Origin of the sequence: Enterococcus sp. DIV1096b, from assembly GCF_050498765.1 — a bacterium.
GTDB classification, from domain to species: domain Bacteria; phylum Bacillota; class Bacilli; order Lactobacillales; family Enterococcaceae; genus Enterococcus_D; species Enterococcus_D entomosocium.
This window is the reverse complement of sequence record NZ_JBMHEK010000001.1, coordinates 1,717,243-1,736,954: the sequence shown is the minus strand read 5'-3', so window position 1 is coordinate 1,736,954 and position 19,712 is coordinate 1,717,243. Positions and strand designations below refer to the sequence as shown.

General features: G+C 42.8%; 20 protein-coding genes. 3 read left to right on the top strand and 17 right to left on the bottom strand.

Features of this window, described 5'->3' with window-relative positions; genetic code table 11:
- Positions 1-46: 46 nt before the first annotated feature.
- From IGJ17_RS08260 to IGJ17_RS08225, 8 genes are all read right to left on the bottom strand, one after another.
- On the bottom strand, positions 47-1,327 hold the full coding sequence (locus IGJ17_RS08260) for a solute carrier family 23 protein (protein WP_005235990.1): 1,281 nt from the start codon (positions 1,325-1,327) through the stop codon (positions 47-49).
- A 19-nt stretch (positions 1,328-1,346) separates the two neighbouring features.
- Positions 1,347-1,883 carry a bifunctional pyr operon transcriptional regulator/uracil phosphoribosyltransferase PyrR gene (gene pyrR / locus IGJ17_RS08255; RefSeq protein WP_429961238.1) on the bottom strand — a complete coding sequence of 179 codons (537 nt, stop codon included), beginning with the start codon at positions 1,881-1,883 and terminating at the stop codon, positions 1,347-1,349.
- Between the two features lie 243 nt (positions 1,884-2,126).
- Positions 2,127-3,035 carry an RluA family pseudouridine synthase gene (locus IGJ17_RS08250; protein ID WP_429961237.1) on the bottom strand — a complete coding sequence of 303 codons (909 nt, stop codon included), beginning with the start codon at positions 3,033-3,035 and terminating at the stop codon, positions 2,127-2,129.
- Positions 3,019-3,504 (bottom strand): signal peptidase II, encoded by a 486-nt coding sequence (gene lspA, locus IGJ17_RS08245; RefSeq protein WP_015509729.1) that lies wholly within the window; start codon positions 3,502-3,504, stop codon positions 3,019-3,021. The genes IGJ17_RS08250 and lspA overlap by 17 nt, the downstream gene beginning before the upstream one ends.
- Positions 3,501-4,208 carry a CBS domain-containing protein gene (locus IGJ17_RS08240; protein ID WP_005235996.1) on the bottom strand — a complete coding sequence of 236 codons (708 nt, stop codon included), beginning with the start codon at positions 4,206-4,208 and terminating at the stop codon, positions 3,501-3,503. Before IGJ17_RS08240 ends, lspA begins: the two co-directional genes overlap by 4 nt.
- Positions 4,201-4,608, bottom strand: a complete 408-nt coding sequence (locus tag IGJ17_RS08235) for a hypothetical protein (protein WP_429961236.1) — start codon at positions 4,606-4,608, stop codon at positions 4,201-4,203. The genes IGJ17_RS08240 and IGJ17_RS08235 overlap by 8 nt, the downstream gene beginning before the upstream one ends.
- Before the next feature lie 228 nt (positions 4,609-4,836).
- Positions 4,837-6,507 carry a formate--tetrahydrofolate ligase gene (locus IGJ17_RS08230; RefSeq protein ID WP_429961235.1) on the bottom strand — a complete coding sequence of 557 codons (1,671 nt, stop codon included), beginning with the start codon at positions 6,505-6,507 and terminating at the stop codon, positions 4,837-4,839.
- Between the two features lie 209 nt (positions 6,508-6,716).
- On the bottom strand, positions 6,717-7,127 hold the full coding sequence (locus tag IGJ17_RS08225; protein WP_016611747.1) for an EbsA family protein: 411 nt from the start codon (positions 7,125-7,127) through the stop codon (positions 6,717-6,719).
- Between the two features lie 65 nt (positions 7,128-7,192).
- Between IGJ17_RS08225 and IGJ17_RS08220 the strand changes: the two genes are divergently transcribed.
- The gene (locus tag IGJ17_RS08220) at positions 7,193-7,609 is read left to right on the top strand and encodes a ribonuclease HI family protein (RefSeq protein WP_005236004.1); all 417 of its coding nucleotides are present in this window, start codon (positions 7,193-7,195) and stop codon (positions 7,607-7,609) included.
- On the opposite strand, the gene cls is transcribed toward IGJ17_RS08220, so the two are convergent.
- The 4 genes from cls to IGJ17_RS08200 all read right to left on the bottom strand — a co-directional run bounded on the left by cls (position 7,589) and on the right by IGJ17_RS08200 (position 14,548).
- Positions 7,589-9,055, bottom strand: a complete 1,467-nt coding sequence (gene cls / locus IGJ17_RS08215; RefSeq protein WP_429947591.1) for a cardiolipin synthase — start codon at positions 9,053-9,055, stop codon at positions 7,589-7,591. The two genes, IGJ17_RS08220 and cls, sit on opposite strands and share 21 nt — an antisense overlap.
- A 24-nt stretch (positions 9,056-9,079) precedes the next feature.
- Positions 9,080-10,222, bottom strand: a complete 1,143-nt coding sequence (locus IGJ17_RS08210) for a cation diffusion facilitator family transporter (RefSeq protein ID WP_016611745.1) — start codon at positions 10,220-10,222, stop codon at positions 9,080-9,082.
- A gap of 279 nt (positions 10,223-10,501) precedes the next feature.
- A complete protein-coding gene (alaS, locus tag IGJ17_RS08205; protein ID WP_005236010.1) occupies positions 10,502-13,144 on the bottom strand; it encodes an alanine--tRNA ligase in 2,643 nt (880 codons plus the stop codon).
- 351 nt (positions 13,145-13,495) lie between these two features.
- On the bottom strand, positions 13,496-14,548 hold the full coding sequence (locus IGJ17_RS08200) for a DUF7278 family profilin-like fold-containing protein (protein ID WP_005236012.1): 1,053 nt from the start codon (positions 14,546-14,548) through the stop codon (positions 13,496-13,498).
- Positions 14,549-14,618: 70 nt separating this feature from the next.
- Between IGJ17_RS08200 and IGJ17_RS08195 the strand changes: the two genes are divergently transcribed.
- Positions 14,619-15,062 (top strand): GNAT family N-acetyltransferase, encoded by a 444-nt coding sequence (locus tag IGJ17_RS08195; protein WP_005236014.1) that lies wholly within the window; start codon positions 14,619-14,621, stop codon positions 15,060-15,062.
- Between the two features lie 31 nt (positions 15,063-15,093).
- Here the strand turns inward: IGJ17_RS08195 and IGJ17_RS08190 are convergent, their stop codons facing one another.
- Together IGJ17_RS08190 and IGJ17_RS08185 are read right to left on the bottom strand one after the other, a co-directional pair.
- Complete coding sequence (locus IGJ17_RS08190; protein WP_005236016.1) at positions 15,094-16,440, bottom strand: DEAD/DEAH box helicase; 1,347 nt, start codon at positions 16,438-16,440, stop codon at positions 15,094-15,096.
- Positions 16,441-16,498: 58 nt separating this feature from the next.
- Entirely contained in the window at positions 16,499-17,662 is a 1,164-nt protein-coding gene (locus tag IGJ17_RS08185) for a VanZ family protein (protein WP_034878571.1), read from the bottom strand.
- Positions 17,663-17,755: 93 nt separating this feature from the next.
- Here IGJ17_RS08185 and IGJ17_RS08180 point away from each other — a divergent pair, with 93 nt between their 5' ends.
- Entirely contained in the window at positions 17,756-18,082 is a 327-nt protein-coding gene (locus tag IGJ17_RS08180) for a hypothetical protein (RefSeq protein ID WP_005236019.1), read from the top strand.
- 158 nt (positions 18,083-18,240) lie between these two features.
- On the opposite strand, the gene IGJ17_RS08175 is transcribed toward IGJ17_RS08180, so the two are convergent.
- From IGJ17_RS08175 to IGJ17_RS08165, 3 genes are all read right to left on the bottom strand, one after another.
- The gene (locus IGJ17_RS08175; RefSeq protein WP_005236021.1) at positions 18,241-18,474 is read right to left on the bottom strand and encodes a hypothetical protein; all 234 of its coding nucleotides are present in this window, start codon (positions 18,472-18,474) and stop codon (positions 18,241-18,243) included.
- On the bottom strand, positions 18,471-18,851 hold the full coding sequence (locus IGJ17_RS08170) for a hypothetical protein (RefSeq protein ID WP_005236023.1): 381 nt from the start codon (positions 18,849-18,851) through the stop codon (positions 18,471-18,473). The genes IGJ17_RS08175 and IGJ17_RS08170 overlap by 4 nt, the downstream gene beginning before the upstream one ends.
- An 83-nt stretch (positions 18,852-18,934) precedes the next feature.
- On the bottom strand, positions 18,935-19,594 hold the full coding sequence (locus tag IGJ17_RS08165) for an HD domain-containing protein (RefSeq protein ID WP_016620164.1): 660 nt from the start codon (positions 19,592-19,594) through the stop codon (positions 18,935-18,937).
- Positions 19,595-19,712: the final 118 nt, after the last annotated feature.

Here is a 19,712-nt window from a genome sequence, read left to right as displayed (position 1 = left end):
AATGAATTCCTCCTTTGATTCTGTTTAAACGATGAGTTGGCACAAGTTATTTTTCTTCGCTGCGAGAGCTGTCAGGTAAAATAAGATTCAAGAAGATCCCTAGGACAGTTGCTAACGCCATTGCGGATAATGTGAAGGTACCGACCGTGAAGACAAGACCGCCGATTCCTACCACAAGGATCACTGACGCAATGATCAAATTCTTCTTACGATCAAAATCGATTTTGTTGTCGATCAAAATTTTCAACCCGCTGGCAGCGATGACGCCAAAGAGCAGGAAGCTGATCCCTGAGATGACTGGACCAGGAATACTTAAGATCAATGCGCTTAGTTTTCCAACGAAGCCTAGTACGATGGCTAGAACTGCTGCTCCACCGATGACGAACACACTGTGGACCCGTGTAATTGCTAAAACCCCAATGTTTTCTCCGTAACTTGTCACTGGGGGGCCCCCAACGAGACCGGCTGCAATTTGAGCAAACCCATCTCCCAATAGTGTTCGGTTCAAGCCTGGCTCTTCAAAAAAGTTCCGCTTCGTTAATTTGTTCAAGACCATCAGATGACCGATGTGTTCGGTCATGGTAACAAAAGCGATCGGCGCCATCGTCGTGATCGCATTCAGATACAGTTTTGGTTCATAGTTAATGAAGGGAATCTCGAAGCTTGGCATGCCAAACCAGTTGGCGTCAATGATGGGCTGCACATCGACGATCCCCGCTGCTAAGGCGATCAAGTATCCGCCCACGATCCCCAGAAGGATCGGGATCAATCCTAAAAACCCACGCAGAAACATATTGAAGAAAATCGTTAATCCTAAGGTAGCCAAAGCTACCAGAATGTACTTGAAATCGTAGACTGAGTCATTGTACATTGCATTCTGGGCGGCGTTAGCGGCTAACCCTAATCCAATCACCATAATCACAGGACCGACAATGATCGGTGGTAAGATCTTATCCAACCAAGCTGCACCGGCACGTTTAATGATCATCGAAACGATCACGTAAACCAACCCAGTCGTGATGGCGCCTTGTGCGATAGCTGGGTAGCCATCAGATTTCATCAGCATCTGCATCGCTGCGATAAACGCAAAGCTGCTGCCTAGATACGCAGGAATCTTCCCTTTCGTTGTGACCAAGTAAACCAATGTTCCAATACCTGAACTAACTAAAGCGATGCTGGGGTTGATCCCAACGAGGATCGGAACTAATACTGTTGCCCCAAACATCGTGAAAAGATGTTGTAAGCTTAGACCTAACCAAGGCAGTGCTTTGGGCCGATCTTTGATGTCTAAAACTGCGTCTGGATTACGAAATTCTTGCTTCTGCATGTTGCTGTCACTCTTCTTCCTAGTCGTTTTCTTTATTGATCATGATCCGGTCAGAACCATCTGATTCTTCCATCTCCACGATAATTTCTTCACTTAAAGCAGTTGGAATATTTTTCCCAACGAAATCTGCCCGAATCGGCAGTTCACGATGACCGCGGTCAACTAGAACGGCGAGTGAGATTCGTTTTGGTCGACCAATATCCATGATGGCATCCAAAGCTGCCCGAATCGTCCGTCCTGTAAACAAGACATCATCGATCAAGATAACTTCTTTGCCATCAATGGCAGTCGGGATGTCTGATGAATGGATCTCTGGATCATCTTCTGCCTTTTTGTCATCTCGGTACAAGGTGATGTCCAATTCACCGACAGGTACTTCTACGCTTTCTAGTTGTTTTAAACGTTCTGCTATTCGTTGAGCGATATAGATGCCTCTTGTCTTGATCCCTACCAGCACCAAGTTATCAATGCCGCGATTTCTTTCAATAATTTCATAGGTGATCCGCGTTAACGCTCGTTTCATTGTTACTGCATCTACTACTTCTTTCGCTGCCATATGTTATTCCCTCCTAATTTTGAACATAAAAAAACTCCTACCTGCTTGAGGTAGGAGTCATGTTTTCCGATCGTTGCCTAAAATCCCATTCTGTGGATTTTGGGTACACGTTATCATCTAGTAAGGGTTCGAATCTCCAACGCGGGAGTCGTCTGCTTACTCATTCCTTCTTAGCCTCACGGGACTACATTTAAAGGAGCTATTTAGTTGTTACAATTACTATACAGTTCTCAAACAAAAAAATCAATCATTTTTTCGCAATTTTTTTAACGTGTCCGCGAACAGCTCTGGTAATGGGGCTTCAAAGACCATTGACTCACCCGTTGTGGGATGTGTGAAACCTAAAAGCTTGGCATGTAAAAACTGGCCGTTGCCTTTTAAGGTGCGCTTTGGTCCGTAGATTGGGTCACCGGCTAACGGGAACCCGATATATTGCATATGCACTCTAATTTGGTGGGTTCTTCCAGTTTCCAATTGCAATTCCACCAAGGTAAATTGATCAAAGCGTTCCAACACGGTGAAATGCGTCACTGCGGGTTTGCCATTCTCGATCACGGCTTGCATTTTCCGATTGACTTTCGAGCGGCCGATCGGTGCATTGATCGTGCCTTTTTCGTGGCTGATATTGCCATGGACCAATGCCACATACTTGCGTAACGAGGTTTTGTCTTTCAATTGTTTCGCTAACGACTCATGCGCCTGATCATTTTTGGCAATCATTAACAGACCCGACGTATCTTTGTCGATTCGATGAACGATGCCCGGCCGAACAACATCGTTGATCGTCGATAGGTCCTCCATATGGTACAACAATGCGTTGACTAAAGTGCCACTCGGATGACCAGCGGATGGATGAACCACCATCCCTTGCGGCTTGTTGATGACTGCCACATCAGCATCTTGATAGACGATCGTCAAGGGAATATTTTCTGGCTCTAAATCTACTACTTCCGGCTCTGGCACTTGGATGACCAAGTGATCGCCTGCTTTTACTTTATAATTAGCCCGAACCATCTCACCTTCTAAAGTAACGGCATCTTCTTTCAGCCATTGTTGGACTTGTGAACGGCTATGGTCAGGCAAGCGTTCAGCCAACACTTTGTCGACCCGCCCTTTTTCTTCTTTAATGATTACTTCAATTTGCTTTTCCATTTGATTCTCCTTGTTTCCCTTTTGCTACATCATCTACCAGTGCATAAATAAAAATCAAGATTACCCCAAACACTAATGACATATCAGCGATATTGAATATTGGGAAATTGATAAAATCAAGCTGGAACATGTCCACCACAAAGCCATGCTGCAAGCGATCGATGAAGTTTCCGATAGCGCCACCTAGAACAAATGCCAATCCAAAGCGAAACCACAAACTGCTTTTTTGGTAACGAAACAATAGGTAAACAACGACGGCAACCGCGATAACGGTGATGATCGCAAAAAAAGTGATTTTTCCTTCTAGAATACTCCAAGCTGCACCGGTATTCTGAAGATAGGTCAGGGACAACACATTGTCGATCAGAGAATGTGTTTCACCTAGTTGATAATTGGCAACGATCCAAATTTTCAGCCATTGATCCAAGCCAATGACAACAGCACTTAACAAAAAAAACAACGCGATCATAAATTTTCCACTCTTTCTTCTTTAAAAATATCTCGTGGACGGATGATGCCCAAGAGATTTCCATTCGGATTTTTATCCTTGGTGATCAAAACCGCCTCAAGCAGGGCATTTTTTTGAAACAATTCTTCCACTTCTACGATGGTCGTTTCAGCCGACACGAAACAATAATTTGATCGTTTCCCATCTCCTGCTAATAATTCATCTGCCGTTCTGCCTGTCAACTTGATTTCACCATGGAGGCTTTCTTTCGCTAACCAGTATCCCAGCATCCGCAAAGTGATCAAGCCCAAAAATCGACCATTATCATAGATCGGAAATTGTGAATAGCGCTTTTGGGCAACGATTTTCAATAACTCTGGTAATGGCAGGTGCTTTTCAAAACCAGTCACTCGTTTCGCAAAACGCGGCATGACTTTTTCAGGTGCCAGTAAAGAGCGTTCAATTTCTTGAATGCGATTGACGACCCATTCATTCGGTTCAGCAATGACAAAGTTTTCTCCGATTTTTTCATGTACGATGGCATTGCGCAGCTGAGCCATTTGTAATAGATCATCTTCTGCTCTTCTGACATTGATATTTTTGCTTTTTGACAAGCGACGAACCATTTCAGAAAAACCCATATTCCGTGGATTATCCAATTCGTCACGAAGCCGCTTTTCGATTCGATTAAAACTACTCAAAAATTGATCTGCACCACTAGCCATGAGGAACCTCCTTGATAAGATACGCTTTTTTCAAATAAATCAAAACAAAGGCAAAATAAGCCACCAAATACACACCAACAAAAATCAACGAGTAGAGAGAGAGTGATAATAAGCCCAATACCCCCATCATGAGAAAAAGGCTTAAATAAAAGCCGATATATAATCTTTTAAGCGTAGGATTCATCACGATCTCCAGCTTGAGCGCTGATTGGCCTTGTGGTAGCTGAAAAGGCTGACTTTCTAAAAAAAACATGCGCACACGAATCGGTGTCTGCTCAGCTAACTCTAAAAAAATCGTTTGCTGATGATTGACTGCAGCGATTCTTTTTTTCTCCTGCATAATCTCTAGGGGACTGCCCATTCCATAAAAGCCAGTCCGTCTGGTCAGTTGTATCTCCATTGACAAGGATCACCTCAATTTGTTAAGTATACTTGATTATCAAAAGAAAGAAAATAGACTTTTACTTGCTTCCTTGATTATTATAACAAGAATTCCTACTTTAATCTTCCATCACGTCTAATGAACGAGAAAAAGACGGATGCAGCGTGCATCCGTCCTTTCTAAGCACCTCTTTGCGTTTTTTCGCTTCAAACGCAGTGAATGCCCGCTTTGTTTGTGACCACTCTTTTAGAAAAGACCGATCGCTTGGCCATCAGAAGTCACGTCCATATTGATGGCCGCAGGTTTCTTGGGTAGTCCCGGCATCGTCATCACGGCGCCAGTCAAGGCAACGATAAAACCAGCACCTAATTTTGGCACGACTTCGCGAATCGTTACTGTGAAGTCATCTGGTGCGCCCAATCGCTTTGGATCATCACTGAATGAATACTGGGTTTTCGCCATACAAATCGGCAGCTGATCCCAGCCTTGCTCTTTGAAGCTTTGCAACTGTGCCTTGGCTTTAGGCGCAAACTCAATCTCTGCCCCGCCGTAGATCTCACGCACAATCAAAGAAGCTTTATCCGCTAAAGGCAAATCGTCGGTATACAAGCGATGATAGTTGGCGGGTTTTTCCTCGATTAGTTGAACCACTGCTTTTGCTAGATCCGTTCCACCGGCGCCACCTTCTGCCCAAACGGCTGTCCGTGCGATGGTGACGTCGATTTGCTGACACAAGGTTTCGACTAATGTTCGCTCCGCTTCTGTGTCTTGTGAGAACTCATTAAGCGCAACGACAACTGGAATACCATATTTACGCATGTTTTCAACATGACGCTTTAAATTACTGAAGCCTCGCTCTAATGCTTTTAAGTTTTCTGTCCCTAAATCAGCGACAGCGACCCCACCATGCATCTTCAGTGCTCTGATCGTTGCTACCACTACGATCGCATCTGGTGCCTTTGATAAATTCGGTGTTTTGATATCAAGAAATTTCTCTGCGCCTAAGTCAGCACCAAACCCAGCTTCGGTCACCGTGTATTTGCCTAAGTGCAAAGCCGTCTCGGTTGCGATGACACTGTTACACCCATGGGCGATATTCGCAAAAGGTCCGCCATGGATCAGCGCAGGGGTTCCTTCAATCGTTTGAACGAGATTCGGTTTGAGGGCATCTTTTAAAAGTAAGGCTAAAGCACCTTGGACCGCCAAATCTTTTACGTAAATTGGTTGTTTCTCAAAAGAATAACCAATTAAAATCTTTCCTAATCGCTCTTTTAAATTATCAATGCTTGTTGCCAAGCACAAAATCGCCATGATTTCACTAGCAACGGTGATGTCAAAACCGTCTTCTCGGGGAACGCCTTGTAACGGTCCCCCTAGACCGACAATCACTTGTCGTAACGCTCGATCATTCAAATCGACAACGCGTTTCCATGTGACCCGACGTCCGTCGATCCCCAACTCATTGCCTTGCTGGATATGATTGTCGATCAATGCAGACAAGGCGTTATTGGCAGCCGTGATCGCATGCATATCACCTGTGAAATGTAAGTTGATGTCTTCCATCGGTAGAACTTGTGCTTTGCCGCCGCCGGTGGCGCCGCCTTTGATGCCCATTACTGGGCCCAATGATGGCTCCCGCAAAGCAATGACGGTTTGTTTCCCGATTTGATTCAGGGCATCCGCAAGTCCGATGGTCACCGTTGATTTACCTTCCCCTGCTGGTGTCGGGCTGATGGCTGTGACTAAAATAAGCTTACCTAACGGCTTGTTTGCTTTTTCTTTGATTGCTGACCATTCGATTTTTGCTTTATATTTGCCATAAAGTTCTAGGTCATCCCCTGTTAAACCAAGTGGTTCAGCAATTTCAATAATCGGTTTAGGCATTGATTCTTGTGCAATTTCGATATCTGATTTCATTTTTACCCTCAATTCACGAACTATTTAGCACTTTAAAATGTATTTTGTTTGCTATGCTCTTATTATACTTGATTTTATTCAGAAAGAAAGAGAGATTTTCCACACTTTTACAAGAAGTTTGCCGAATCCTCTATGTAAACAAAAAACAACGTCCTTCCTAAGGCTGTGCCGCCAAAAGGAGTGATCGCTGTTTTCTAGATTTCTATGAATTACTCGTTGGTTTCGACCTGCACCCTTTTTTCAGGGATTTTTTCTTGAAAAAAAGTTTCTAACCATACCACATCTTTTTTACGTAACGTGAAGGTATACGTTTTTTGATGATCGGTAATGCTTATTAAATGGTTTTCAATTTGCCATTTTTCTATCTCAGGTAAAGAAACAAGGCTTTTCTTCCATAAGCGGGCATAGCGAATAAGGAGCAAATCATTCCTGATGAGTATGCTTCGATGAATACCTAACCATACAAAAAAGAAAAAGACGGCTAAAACGAGGTTGCTTTTCCAATAAGGTCTGGTATTTTCTAACGAAAGAATCAAACTGATAAATAATATCATCATAGTAAACGACCAATAAATGATCGCTGTAGCAGCTTCCGGTTGCCAATACAATTTACGCTTCATAAAAGTTCCTCACAACATAAAATTTCTAGTATACTATCTTTATCATATCAAAAAAGGGTGAGACAATGTTAAAAGTTTATCTTGATGCTTCCACGAAAGGCAACCCCGGCCCTAGTGGCGGTGGAATCGTCATTGTCGGTACTGATCTGCATGAGCAAATTGCGTTTCCGCTACCTGATTCAACCAACCACCAAGCAGAGTTCGCTGTGATGGTCAACGCGTTGCAGCTGCTGATTGACAAAGGGTTACAGGAACAGACGATTATGCTCTATACCGACAGCAAAGTCGTTGCGCAGACTATCGACAAGAATTATACCAAAAACCCTGCTTTTTCTGATTATTTAACGGAAATTCAATGCTTGTTGAAACAGTTCCCTTTAGCGATCATCCAATGGATCCCTGAGAGCCAAAACAAAGGTGCCGACCATTTGGCACGCCAAGGATTAGCAAAGGCGTTGAAATTAAAGGATCGGAGACAATAACCGAGAGAAGTTTTGTTTGAAGCGCAACCAGTAAGACTGCTTAGCTAAAATTTCATCCGTCAGTAATGTTGATTGCGCCATATCCTCTTCAAAGAAGCCTTTCAACGTTTGCGTGACATCGTGATCGTAGGCAAAAGCATTGACTTCAAAATTCAAGGCATAACTCCGAATGTCTTGATTTGTCGTCCCAAAGGAACTAATGGTATCATCCATCATGACCGTCTTCGCATGGAGGAAACCATTGTTATAGATGTAGATTTTTGCACCACGACGATGCAAATAATTGGCATAATGCTGTGTTGCCCGGTAAATGAATGGGTGGTCAGGCATACATGGGATCATGATTCGGACGTCTACACCTGAGTGGATGGCAATTTCCAATGCGTTCATCATACTGTCATCAGGAATCAAATAAGGCGTTTGGATCCAAATCGATTCTTTGGCAGCTAAGATCATTTTTACAAAACCGCCTTTGAGAATTTGGGTCTCACTTTCAGGACCATCAGCGACAATCTGCAAATCAACATTTCCAGAGAGCTCTTTCGGCGGTAGAATAAAGTAGCGATCCTCGTATTCCAGTTGATCCTCTTCTTTTTTTACAGATGCGTTCCAGTCACGAATAAAAATCTCTTGTAGTGTAAAACTGGCAGTACCTACGATTCTCGCATGGGTGTCTCGCCAATAGCCAAATTTGGCCTTTTTCCCTAAATATTGATCGCCGACATTAAAGCCGCCAGTCCACCCGATTTGACCATCGATCACAACGATTTTTCGATGTAGATGATAGTTCAATCGTGTGTTACGGATCAGGTTCTTCGAAGTGATGAAAGGCACGACTTTTCCACCGGCATCAATCAACGGTTGAAAGAATTTCCGATTGGCTTTCGGTGACCCCCATGGATCATAGACCAAACGCACTTCAACACCTTCACGGGCTTTATTGATCAAGATAGACAGAAATTGGCCACCGATCTCATCATTAAAAAACGAATAATATTCCACATGCAGATTATCTTCTGCTTGCTTCATGTCTTCAAACAATGCTGCAAATTTTTCTTTTCCATCTGTATAAAATTCTACTTTGTTTCCTTTAGTCAAGGGCGATTCATCAAGGTTCTTAAAATAGCGCTCTAATAGATGATTGTCATCTGAGTAAGGATGTTCAGGAAAAGAATAATTGTGCACTTTGATGATTTGATTCAACTCATTGATCCTACTTTGGTGGTGCTCACTAAATTTATAAATAATTTCTCCGTCGATCCCCCGACCACAAAACAAGTACAACAAAAACCCGATGCCGGGGATGAATACCAACGTCATCATCCAAGCAAAGACACTTGCAATCGAGCGTGGTTTCCGAAAAACAGTAATAAAGGCAGCAATCGTATTAATAAACAAAAGTGCCAATAATACCGTGGAAATCATGCTCATATCCATTTTTATCATAGTTTCCTCCTATATCCTGTAACCCTATAATAGGTAACTATGATCGAAAGCAAGCTTCAATTCATAGTTCCCTAGTGTTTCTTTGATTTTTTGTTTCAGCATTTCTTCGATTTCTTGATCACTATACGCCGATTTTGCGGGAATCACTAAATCAAACGCCAACAGATCTCCTTTGACCTGAAAATCATGCATCCGTAACTGCGGATCAACGAAGCGAATGATCTTTGACACTTCTTTTTTTAAATACCGATACTGCTGATCTTGAATTGGTACTGGATCAAGATGACAGACAAGGTCGACCTTTAAAGATTGGCGAAAATCTTGTTCAATAGCATCAATCACCTCATGCGCTTCTCGTAAAGACCACGTTTCATCCACTTCGATATGCACACTGGCAAAGCGATTTTTCGGTCCATAATTATGAACCAGTAAATCATGGTAACCGAGAATCGTCGGATAGTGATCCAAGCGCTGCTCCATGGCAGCTACTTCTTCTTGCGTTGGGCGTGCCCCTAATAATTCGTTGATAAAGGAACGAATCATTTTGATTCCGCTAATCAAAATATACAAGGCAATCAGACAGCCGACAAAGCCATCAATACGTAGGCCAGTCAACCACTCGATCGTCGCTGAAAACAAAACCGCACCCGTTGTATACACATCGTTGAGACTGTCTTGCCCACTGGCTTTAAGTGTTTGAGAGCCAATCAGGTTCGCCAGTTTGCGGTACATCGCTCCCTGCCAGATTTTGATCAAAATCGATAAAACCAAAACGATAAACAATAGTGGTGAAAGACGGATACTCGTCGGTTCCATGATGCGTTGCACAGAGCTGATGAGAAATTGACCGCCAACAAACGTGATAATCAAAGATACCACAAACCCACTGATGGCTTCAAATCGCTCATGTCCATATGGATGTTCACTGTCGGCTGGTTTCGCCGAGATCCGAAAACCGATCAATGTTAAAATAGACGAGGCTGTATCTGAAAGACTGTTGATGGCATCGGCCATAATCGAAACAGATTGTGCAGATAAGCCAATGATAAATTTTCCGGCAAATAATAGGAGGTTGGAAAGCAACCCGAGGCTACCCGCTAACTTCCCAATGGCTGTGCGTTCGTAGACACCATTTTTTTTGCTACGATTTAAAAAAAAGTTTAGCAAATCATCACCCTCTCAAAAAACCATCTTTCTTATTTTACCCCGAAGGAATTCAATTAAACAACTATTCGTATCGCTTTTTCGAAAAAAAAGCGAATTCCCTTCAATTATCGAACGCATTTTCAGATAACACGTAGGAAAAAAGGAAAAAGATAACGGAAGGGTCTCCCCCCTCCGTCATCTTCGTTCAAAAAAGGACTGTGCTAAAGACCTGCGCTCCTCTTTCATCTATCATCTTAAACGAAAGAAATTCCCTGGCACAGATTCAACCAGTTAGTGTGATTACTTGGCAGCTAACCACGCTGCTGCGGTCTCAAGTGCTGCTGTGATTCCTTCAGGATTCTTCCCGCCGGCTTGTGCCATATCAGGACGGCCGCCACCGCCGCCACCAACTTTAGGTGCGATCTCTTTGATCAAATCGCCCGCTTTCAATCCTTTTTCATTGGCTACTTTGTTCATAGCAGCTAAAAGATTCACTTTGCCATCATTCGCGGTAGCTAACACTAAAATATCAGAATGGTCTTTTTGTTTCCATTGATCGGCTAGTTGACGTAATTGGTTCATGTCCTTAACAGTCACTTTCGCTGTGATTAGACGCAGACCATTTACTTCTTTGACATCTTTGAAAACATCCCCTGCTTGCTGATTTGCTAACTTGCTGGCAAGAGCTTCGTTTTCTTTTTGCAATTCACGTAGCTGCGCTTGCAGTTGTTCTGTTTTGGCAACGACTTCTTTTAATTGGGCAGATTTAACGATCCCTGCGATTGCTTTTAATTGCGTTTCTTCTTCATGCAATAACGTATAGGCCTCTTGACTAGTCACGGCTTCGATCCGACGAACACCAGCACCGATTCCTGATTCAGAAACGATTTTGAAAATACCGATATCCTCCGTATTTGCCACATGGGTTCCCCCACATAATTCGATCGACCAATCGGCAACATTGACGACGCGAACGTCATGCCCATATTTTTCACCAAAGAGTGCCATCGCTCCCATGCCTTTTGCGGTATCGATATCCGTTTCGATCGTCACAACAGGGAGGGCTTCCCAAATTTTTTGGTTGACGATTTGTTCCATTTGGCTCAGTTCTTCGCTGGTCACTTGCCCGAAATGACTAAAGTCAAAGCGCAAATGTCCTGGAGCAACTAATGAACCTGCTTGGTTCGCATGGCTACCTAATACTTCTTTTAACGCTTTATGCAATAAGTGAGTCGCCGTATGATTTTTGATGATCTTATTGCGACGATGCTGATCCACTTGTAAGAAATAGTTCACGCCTTCTTGTAGTGGCGCTTTGACTGTAGCAGTATGCAAGAACTGACCGTTCGGTGCTTTTTTGACATCCGTCACTTCCGCTACGATCGTACCATCTTCTGCTACGATCGTGCCTGTGTCCGCAACTTGTCCACCCATTTCTGCGTAAAATGGTGTTTCGGCAAAAATCAGTTTTGCTTCACCTGTCGAAACAGAATCGTGTAACGCTTCGTCTTGGATGATCACTAACAATTCACTGTTAGCTTCAAGTGAATCATAGCCAACGAAACGGCTGTCTACTTTGATATCCGTCAATAAAGCGGATTGTACGCCCATTGAAAGCTCCGTTTGTCGAGCCGCACGAGCGCGGGCACGTTGTGCATCCATTTCTTGTTCAAACCCTTGATGGTCCACTTTCAACCCTTCGTCTTCCGCCACTTCTTCTGTCAATTCAACTGGGAAGCCGTAAGTATCATACAATTTGAAAATATCTTGACCAGCTAACGTATCTTGGTTGTCTGCTTTTACTTGGGCAATCACTTGATTTAAAATATCTAACCCTTCATTGATGGTTTCATGGAAACGTTCTTCCTCGTTGCGGATCACTTTTTCAATAAATTCTTGCTGCTCTAGTACTTCAGGATAGTAGCTTTCCATGATCTCGCCAACGATCGGTACTAATTTGTATAAGAAGGCAGCATCGATCCCTAATTTTTTCCCATGCATGACTGCACGACGTAATAAACGACGTAAAACATAGCCACGGCCTTCATTTGAAGGAAGTGCCCCATCGCCGATCGCAAAAGAAAGCGCGCGGATATGGTCTGCAATCACTTTAAAGGAGATATCTGTCGTTTTGCTGTCGCCGTAGTTCACACGACCGCTTAAATCTGCCACTGCATTGATGATCGGCAGAAACAAGTCTGTTTCAAAATTGGTTGGTGCATTTTGAACGATGGAAACCATTCGTTCCAGCCCCATCCCCGTATCAATGTTTTTATGTGGTAGTGGTTCATAGGAGCCATCTGGTTGATGATTGAATTCTGAAAAGACCAGATTCCAGATTTCCAAATAGCGCTCGTTTTCGCCACCAGGATAGTTTTCGGGATCATCTTCCGCTACGTCATTAAACTCAGGACCACGGTCATAGAAAATCTCCGAATCCGGTCCACATGGTCCTGCACCGATGTCCCAAAAGTTGTCTTCAATCTCAACGATATGCTCTGGTGTCAAGCCGACTTCTTCTGCCCAGATCCGTTTTGCTTCTGTGTCTTTTGGATAAACCGTGACATATAACTTTTCTGGATCAAAAGCCATCCATTCTGGGGAAGTCAAAAACTCCCATGCCCAATGAATCGCTTCATTTTTGAAATAATCGCCGATCGAAAAGTTTCCTAGCATTTCAAACATCGTATGGTGTCTTGCTGTTTTCCCAACGTTTTCGATGTCGTTGGTCCGAATTGATTTTTGCGCATTGGTCATTCTTGGGTTTTCAGGAACAACACTGCCGTCAAAATATTTTTTTAGCGTTGCCACCCCTGAATTGATCCATAATAGGGTTGGATCGTTGACTGGGACAAGGGACGCACTTGGTTCAATTGAATGACCTTTTGATTGAAAGAAGTCCAAAAACATTTGGCGTACTTCTGCACTGGATAATTGTTTCACGTTATTCTCCTACTTTCTTCTGTGTTCGCTTAAGATACAGGGGCTGACAAAATTGCTGGTAAGGCGTTCTTATGCCTTTAGAGTCATTTTGACGATAAAAAAACACCATTGCAGAGCAAGGACGTCGATACGCGGTACCACCTTGCTTGCAATGATGTGACTCATTACCTCTTAGACTCGTTAACGCGGAGTGGACGGCAACATTTCTGCTGCAGTTGAGCACCAAAGGGAGCAATCCGTCTGAATTCATGTTTTTCTCTCAGCAGTGAAAAACTTTCTGTAATGAATCATCAAACCGACCATATCCTTCGTCATTCAAAGTATAAGGAAATGTGTCGAAAAAGTCAATCCTCAAATCCGGTCTTTATTGATCAGAATCGCTTTGCGGTAACGATAGCTCTGCGGAGAAAGCTTTTGATCTGGCTGTAGCATTTTCCGTGAACGGTAATAACTGGCATAAGGCAATGCATCGAATAAGGGATGCCCACAAATTTGCCAGTTCTCCATTTTTAAAGACAAGCCATCTGTCAGCTCCCACGCATCCGCAAGCCCATAGGTGCAGCCAAATAAATTCGGTTCAAGCAATTCAGCGGTTGGCAAAGAGACACCATCGTCGCAAGACTTTTCATTGCCCCAGCGAAAAAGTCGCCGAGTAGCAGCACCGCAGACATATTCCCATTGATCCTCTGAAAGCAGCTGAAAGCCTTGTTTATCTAACTGCTGTTTCAATTCTGTTTGACTGACGGATTCGTGGGTAAATAACTGATAGGTTTCCGATAACGGCTCTAGTGCAGCAAAATAGCGATTCTCTTCGTGATAAAAAGCGGGTAATTCCCAACGCAAGCTTTCCTCAAAGGACGCTGGTGCTGTGAATTGTGCCTTTAGCTCTTTTTCGAAAACACTGAATTGATCGACTAACCCGTGAAACTCCCCAGTGATCGTATTTAACTGCCCGATATACCTTGCGCCAGCAGGCAGAGAACTTTTTTGGACTAGCATGGGATCAATCACAGCTTTACGCAAAGGGCTCGTCGACTCATTGACAAAAATCCCCCAATCCTGGCTGGTTTCTAACTCATAGATTGTTTCCAGTTGGCGAATGATCTCATTGGGTGGTGACTGCCAATTTTTACTCCAGCAAGTAGCCGGTAATCCTTGCACACCGAGATCCCAACCTAAGATCGCCTCAGAATTCCCTGGTATAAAGACAAAGTCTTCGCCATCGATCGTTAATTCAAAGGTAGCACATTTCAATCCTGCATACGTCAACTGACTAAAATGGACATCGGTGATCTCCTTTAAAGGACTGACAAAATACATTAAAATTTGCTGGATCAGCTGTTCTTTGATTTCAAAGGACAGTGTCTTCCAATTTGACCATTGTAACGCCTCAAAAAAATCCACGTCATTTCTCCTCTCATCTGCTACAATTACTATATAACGAGTATACCACGAAAAAGGAGGAAAACGACTGATGCTTTATTTTGGACGCAGTCCGTGGATGCTACAAGCGGTTTTCGCCTTGCGGAAAGCCGTTTTTGTAGAAGAACAGCACATTCCGGCAGAATGGGAATTTGATGAAAAAGACCAAACCTGTCCATACTTTCTTTGGCTTGATGGAAACACACCGATCGCTACCATTCGCTATCAATTCTCTACACCGAACACTCTGCAACCTGATCGCTTTTGCGTAGCTAAGGCCTTTCGGCACCAAGGATACGGCACCAAATTATTGCATTATCTCGAAATGCGTGGTGTCCAAGAGGGTGCCCTCCAATCAGTGTTATCCGCAGAGATCGACGCTTGTGCGTTTTATGAATCCTGTGGGTATCAAAAAACATCTGAACCCTATGCTGAAGATGGCGTATTGTGTGTAGAAATGACCAAACAATTAAAAACAGCAGTCAAGGAAGAGTAGTTCTCTTCCTTGACTGCTGTTTTGGTAAGCATTAGCTATTCGAATTTTTCTTGTTTTTGCGGGCGGTTCGAGTCGTTTGACGACGTTCGATCTTCCGTTTTTCTTTGTTCTTCTTATCAACGGCCCATTGAATTTTTTTCTTGTAGCCAGGCTTGATTTTTTTCTTCTTTTTCTTGACTAAGCCAATCAAGGTTGGGTCTAATTCGTCACGAGATTTTTCCCGCTTTTGCCGACGATTCCGATCGTAAGTCGCAACGATCTCGCCATTTTTGATTTCCTTCGGTTGGAAAACAACCCCTAGATCTTCGATGGCTTGGATTGCCCCTTCATCGCTTGGATCATATAAAGTGATCGCGGTCCCATCCATTTGATTTCGACCGGTCCGACCAACACGGTGGATAAAGAAATCCAAATCAGCTGGAATCTCGGCATTGATGACATGAGAAACCCCTTCAATATCAATTCCTCGCGCAGCTAAATCTGTTGCGACAACATATTGGTAGTCCAAATTTTGCACTTGGCGCATGATCCGTTTTCTTTCACGAGGACTGATGTCGCCGTGGATCTTCGCTACTTTTAAGCCTTGTTCCTTTAAGTAATCCGTAATTTCATCCACACGGCTCTTCGTGTTGGCAAAAACGATGGCAAGATAGGGATGGCCTGTAGTCAATAATTGATAGATCAATTTATTGGTATTTTTCCCTTTGGTAGAAATCAACCAATTCTCGATCGTATCAGAGATGACTGCTTTCGATTTGATTTCTTCGATCAATGGATTGGCCATGTATTTTTTCAAGAATGGGCGCAATTTCTCTGGAATCGTTGCGGAGAAAACCAGCATTTGTAGTTTCTCAGGCAAACGCCCCGCAATTTGATCGACTTCTTCCAAAAAGCCCATATCCAAGGTCATGTCTGCTTCATCCACGACAAATACATTGGCAGTGTGAACCCCTAAGGCTTGTTCGTTGATCATATCCAAGATACGACCAGGTGTCCCAATCACGACATGGGGCTGTTGATTTTGCAGACGGCTCAATTGGCGCTGTTTATCCGTTCCTCCAACAAAATTTGACACACGAATCTCCGGATCATGAAACCCGCCGATCTGTTTTGCGGCTTGATAAATTTGTGTGGCTAATTCACGACTCGGTGCAGTAATCACGACTTGCACTTCATCTTTTTCGGCATCAATTTTATCCATCAATGGCAGTAAAAATGTATGGGTCTTACCACTCCCAGTCTGAGATTGTCCAACAACACTACGGCCTTTTTGGATAACAGGTATCAATTTTTCTTGCACTTCTGTTGGATTAGAGAACTTTTTATCAGCAAGTGCTTCATAAATAAATGGTTGAAATTTAAATGACTCAAAAGACATTCAAACACCTTCTTTCTTTTAGCATCCTTTGGATTATAGCATATGTTGCCTTGATTTCCTAACTTTCTTTTGTCACGGGTTTTGGATCAATCGTGCTAATTGTATACGTTGCACTGCGGCGTTCATAGAAAAAGCGGCTTTCTTTTTTTATTGCAGCCCAAAAGAGATTCATGTAAAAGCCAAACTGGATCAAGCCAAAAATGATCACCATCAATAAACTGACGACCAGAAGCAGCGTATTATCCGAATCAAGAAACGGTGCAAAAAAGATGTTGACCCGACTGATGCTGGCATAAATCAGATAAAACAAACCATAACGTTTCAATAACGCAGCCAAGCTGACCCTCTGACGGGCTTCTTGCATGATTTTGATTCGTACGAGTTTTTTTCCAATCGTTTGTCCTTTGGCAAGATAAGCAAACAACACAAAGTACAGTAATACTTCAAGAGCAAAGTACCAATAGTCCCCACTAAAGTCCCTTACCGTCTGTTGAGTAAGCAAACGAACAGCGATCACCACAATGAAACTGACCACATTCAGTATTCCCCAATCGATCAACCAAGCAAATATCCTTCGTGTTACGGTTACCCGAGTACCTTTGGCGTATGAATCGGCATCCATCTCTTCTCTTGATGGCAATAAGAACGTAAATAGCGGGGCAATGCTCCACCCCAACAATCCTCCTAGTGTATTGACAAAGAGATCATTAACATCAAATAAGCGATAAGGACGGGGATAAATAAAATAAAGTCCTGTCAGCTGAGTCAATTCAAAAAACAACGTCAGACAAAACGTAATCGCCAGCGTTTTCAGAAAAGAACACTTGAAGTAATAACGTAAGTAAACGCCGAAAGGCAAGGTCAACAATAAATTAAAGAGTGGTTCGAGAAAGACCCCCTGCTTCATGGCAGGAAGATAGGTTTGCGGGTCGTGGATATTTAAGACCGTCTGTTGGACAAAATGGTGCCAGGATGCTCCTAGCTGCAATTCCATCTTAGGACCAGTCATATGAGCTACCTCTTCAATCGAGGGCAATGGCAAAATAACTAAAAAATAGGCGCATAATAAATAGAAGACAAACGAATAAAGAACCAGTGCACGAGAAAAGATAAAACGACCGTATTTTCGATATTGGATAACAAAAAAAATCATTGATATCGCCAATGCTAGAAATGGAAAAACCAGCAGAGCAACCTTTATTGGGGTAATATAAGCGGACATAAAGAACTCCTTCACGTTTTCTTTTTATCTTACACGCTATTTCCCAAAACGTAAATTTTGGAGTATCATAAAAGAAAAGGAGGTTAAAAAACCATGTTAAATCCCTATTTTGCCTTTGGCGTACCGGCATTCCTTTTGGTTTTATATGTAGCTTTTGCTCTTTTTCGCCGGTCTTCCGATATACCCTACTTAGGATTTGCCCTATTCATCATTGCTGGTTTTCTGACTGGATTTAGTTTACAAGTCATTCAACAAGCCATCAATGAAGTGGAGAAAACTTCTCTTGAACACGTGCAAGAAACCCACCTTTACTCGCCCTACTTATTAGCGATTCCATTGATTGTGGGCATTCTTTTACTTATTCTCAACTTGATTCGCGGCTATCTAAAAGTCAAAAACGTTCGTCTGCGGACAAAATAAAAGCAACCTACCTAGAAATACGAAATGATCCTGTTCCTCTTAATGGGAAATGAGATCGCTTCGTATTTTTTTTGGTAAGCTGCCTAGATTGCTAAACCCCTTCAAAAGATCCAACCACCACTCCCGTAGTAAAACAGTTTATCAACCACAAAAAGCGTTTATTCGTCGGCTAGTTCTTCATCCAGGTCTGTCTCTGACGTATCAGCAAAAGATTCTTTTACATCATCATTGACTTGTTCCAATAAATATTGCCAGTCACTATTCGACACAACCACCACATCGATATTCTTTTCTTCATCGATCAGCTCGAGATTCGAAACATCCTCTCCTAACTGCTGGAATAGGTCAATCAATGTTTTGTCTTGGAGTGTTACGTATTCAGTCCGTTTCATTCTTCTTCCCCCCATGAATCAAAAAATTCATAAAACAAGATATCGAAACTAGTAAGATCGGTCATCTTTTGTAAAGTAGATAGATCTAAACGAATAAACGCTTTTTCCACTAATAAATAATGGTTTTCTTCCAACGCTTCTTCGATAAATGGTAAAATCTCTTCCTCGTCCCCTAATGTCTCACTAGAGATTTGTTCGATTTGATCAAACAAGCGATCATCTTGCAACAAAAAGAATTGATCGTCGTAAAGATAGACTGCGATTTGATATTGCCGGATGGGTAGCTCAGCCCGAATGACAAAAAAGCATTCCCCTGAATTGGAAATCGCTGGCAATAGTTCACTCGGTTGTAATGCCTGTTGGTAGTACATTTCCATCCCTCCTTTGTACTTACTATTATAAAGAACAATAAAGGAAAAAGGAAATAATCGAATTTCAGTTTAAAAAACTCTAAACAAAGTTAGACATCCCATTCTGCATAGAATTCTTCTAAAAAATCCTTCATGAAAACCACACGTCGCTGAGCTTCTTTTTTGCCATAATCCGTGGTCATCTTTTCAGGAAGCAAAAATAGTTTTTCATAAAAATGATTGATCACCGTCGTCCCTTTTCGGTAATCCTCATGATTTTGAAACGTCTTTGGGGCTAAGTCACTGACATGGATCGGGTGTTGATGACTGCCACCAAAATAGCTCGTCCGTAAAATACCGATCGCACCTAAAGCATCGAGACGATCTGCATCACGAACGACGCGGCCTTCTACTGAGACAACTTGTGCGCCTTGCAAAAGTTCTTTTGAAAAAGACAGATTTTCGATAATAGAAAAAATTTCTTTCGTTTGTGCTTCACTTGCCCCTGCTGCGGTCAAACAAACTCGCACTTCGGCATAAGCCGCTGTGACATCCGCCACAACTTTGTCATCCACCGTATCATGCAAGTAAGCTGCCGCCTGTACGACAAAACGATCAACCGCCAATTCGTCGGCATCGATGATAGCTTGACTTAAGCCCGCCACCCGTTTGACATGATCAAACCCATGTCCTGTGTAATCATTCCCCAAAATACTTTCGGCATAGGCAATTACTTTGCTAAGATCGGTAACATTGTTTTCTTCCTTCATCTTTCTCCTTCTTTCGATACGAAAGCAGCAAGCCTTCCTTTTTTCAGTGGTTATCGATACAAAAGGAAAAGAAGTTCAACAAAACGAGCACCCCACGAAACAGTTAGGGCGGCAACGT

Excerpts from the sequence above, each read along its gene's own strand:
- IGJ17_RS08220 (WP_005236004.1), top strand. The coding sequence starts at position 7,193 with ATGTTAAAAGTTTATCTTGATGCTTCCACGAAAGGCAACCCCGGCCCT.
- IGJ17_RS08195 (WP_005236014.1), top strand. The coding sequence starts at position 14,619 with ATGCTTTATTTTGGACGCAGTCCGTGGATGCTACAAGCGGTTTTCGCC.
- IGJ17_RS08165 (WP_016620164.1), bottom strand. The coding sequence starts at position 19,594 with ATGAAGGAAGAAAACAATGTTACCGATCTTAGCAAAGTAATTGCCTAT.
- pyrR (WP_429961238.1), bottom strand. The coding sequence starts at position 1,883 with ATGGCAGCGAAAGAAGTAGTAGATGCAGTAACAATGAAACGAGCGTTA.
- IGJ17_RS08240 (WP_005235996.1), bottom strand. The coding sequence starts at position 4,208 with ATGGCTAGTGGTGCAGATCAATTTTTGAGTAGTTTTAATCGAATCGAA.
- cls (WP_429947591.1), bottom strand. The coding sequence starts at position 9,055 with ATGATAAAAATGGATATGAGCATGATTTCCACGGTATTATTGGCACTT.
- IGJ17_RS08180 (WP_005236019.1), top strand. The coding sequence starts at position 17,756 with ATGTTAAATCCCTATTTTGCCTTTGGCGTACCGGCATTCCTTTTGGTT.
- IGJ17_RS08185 (WP_034878571.1), bottom strand. The coding sequence starts at position 17,662 with ATGTCCGCTTATATTACCCCAATAAAGGTTGCTCTGCTGGTTTTTCCA.
- lspA (WP_015509729.1), bottom strand. The coding sequence starts at position 3,504 with ATGATCGCGTTGTTTTTTTTGTTAAGTGCTGTTGTCATTGGCTTGGAT.
- IGJ17_RS08260 (WP_005235990.1), bottom strand. The coding sequence starts at position 1,327 with ATGCAGAAGCAAGAATTTCGTAATCCAGACGCAGTTTTAGACATCAAA.
- IGJ17_RS08190 (WP_005236016.1), bottom strand. The coding sequence starts at position 16,440 with ATGTCTTTTGAGTCATTTAAATTTCAACCATTTATTTATGAAGCACTT.
- IGJ17_RS08250 (WP_429961237.1), bottom strand. The coding sequence starts at position 3,035 with ATGGAAAAGCAAATTGAAGTAATCATTAAAGAAGAAAAAGGGCGGGTC.
- IGJ17_RS08230 (WP_429961235.1), bottom strand. The coding sequence starts at position 6,507 with ATGAAATCAGATATCGAAATTGCACAAGAATCAATGCCTAAACCGATT.
- IGJ17_RS08235 (WP_429961236.1), bottom strand. The coding sequence starts at position 4,608 with ATGGAGATACAACTGACCAGACGGACTGGCTTTTATGGAATGGGCAGT.
- IGJ17_RS08175 (WP_005236021.1), bottom strand. The coding sequence starts at position 18,474 with ATGAAACGGACTGAATACGTAACACTCCAAGACAAAACATTGATTGAC.
- IGJ17_RS08170 (WP_005236023.1), bottom strand. The coding sequence starts at position 18,851 with ATGGAAATGTACTACCAACAGGCATTACAACCGAGTGAACTATTGCCA.
- IGJ17_RS08225 (WP_016611747.1), bottom strand. The coding sequence starts at position 7,127 with ATGAAGCGTAAATTGTATTGGCAACCGGAAGCTGCTACAGCGATCATT.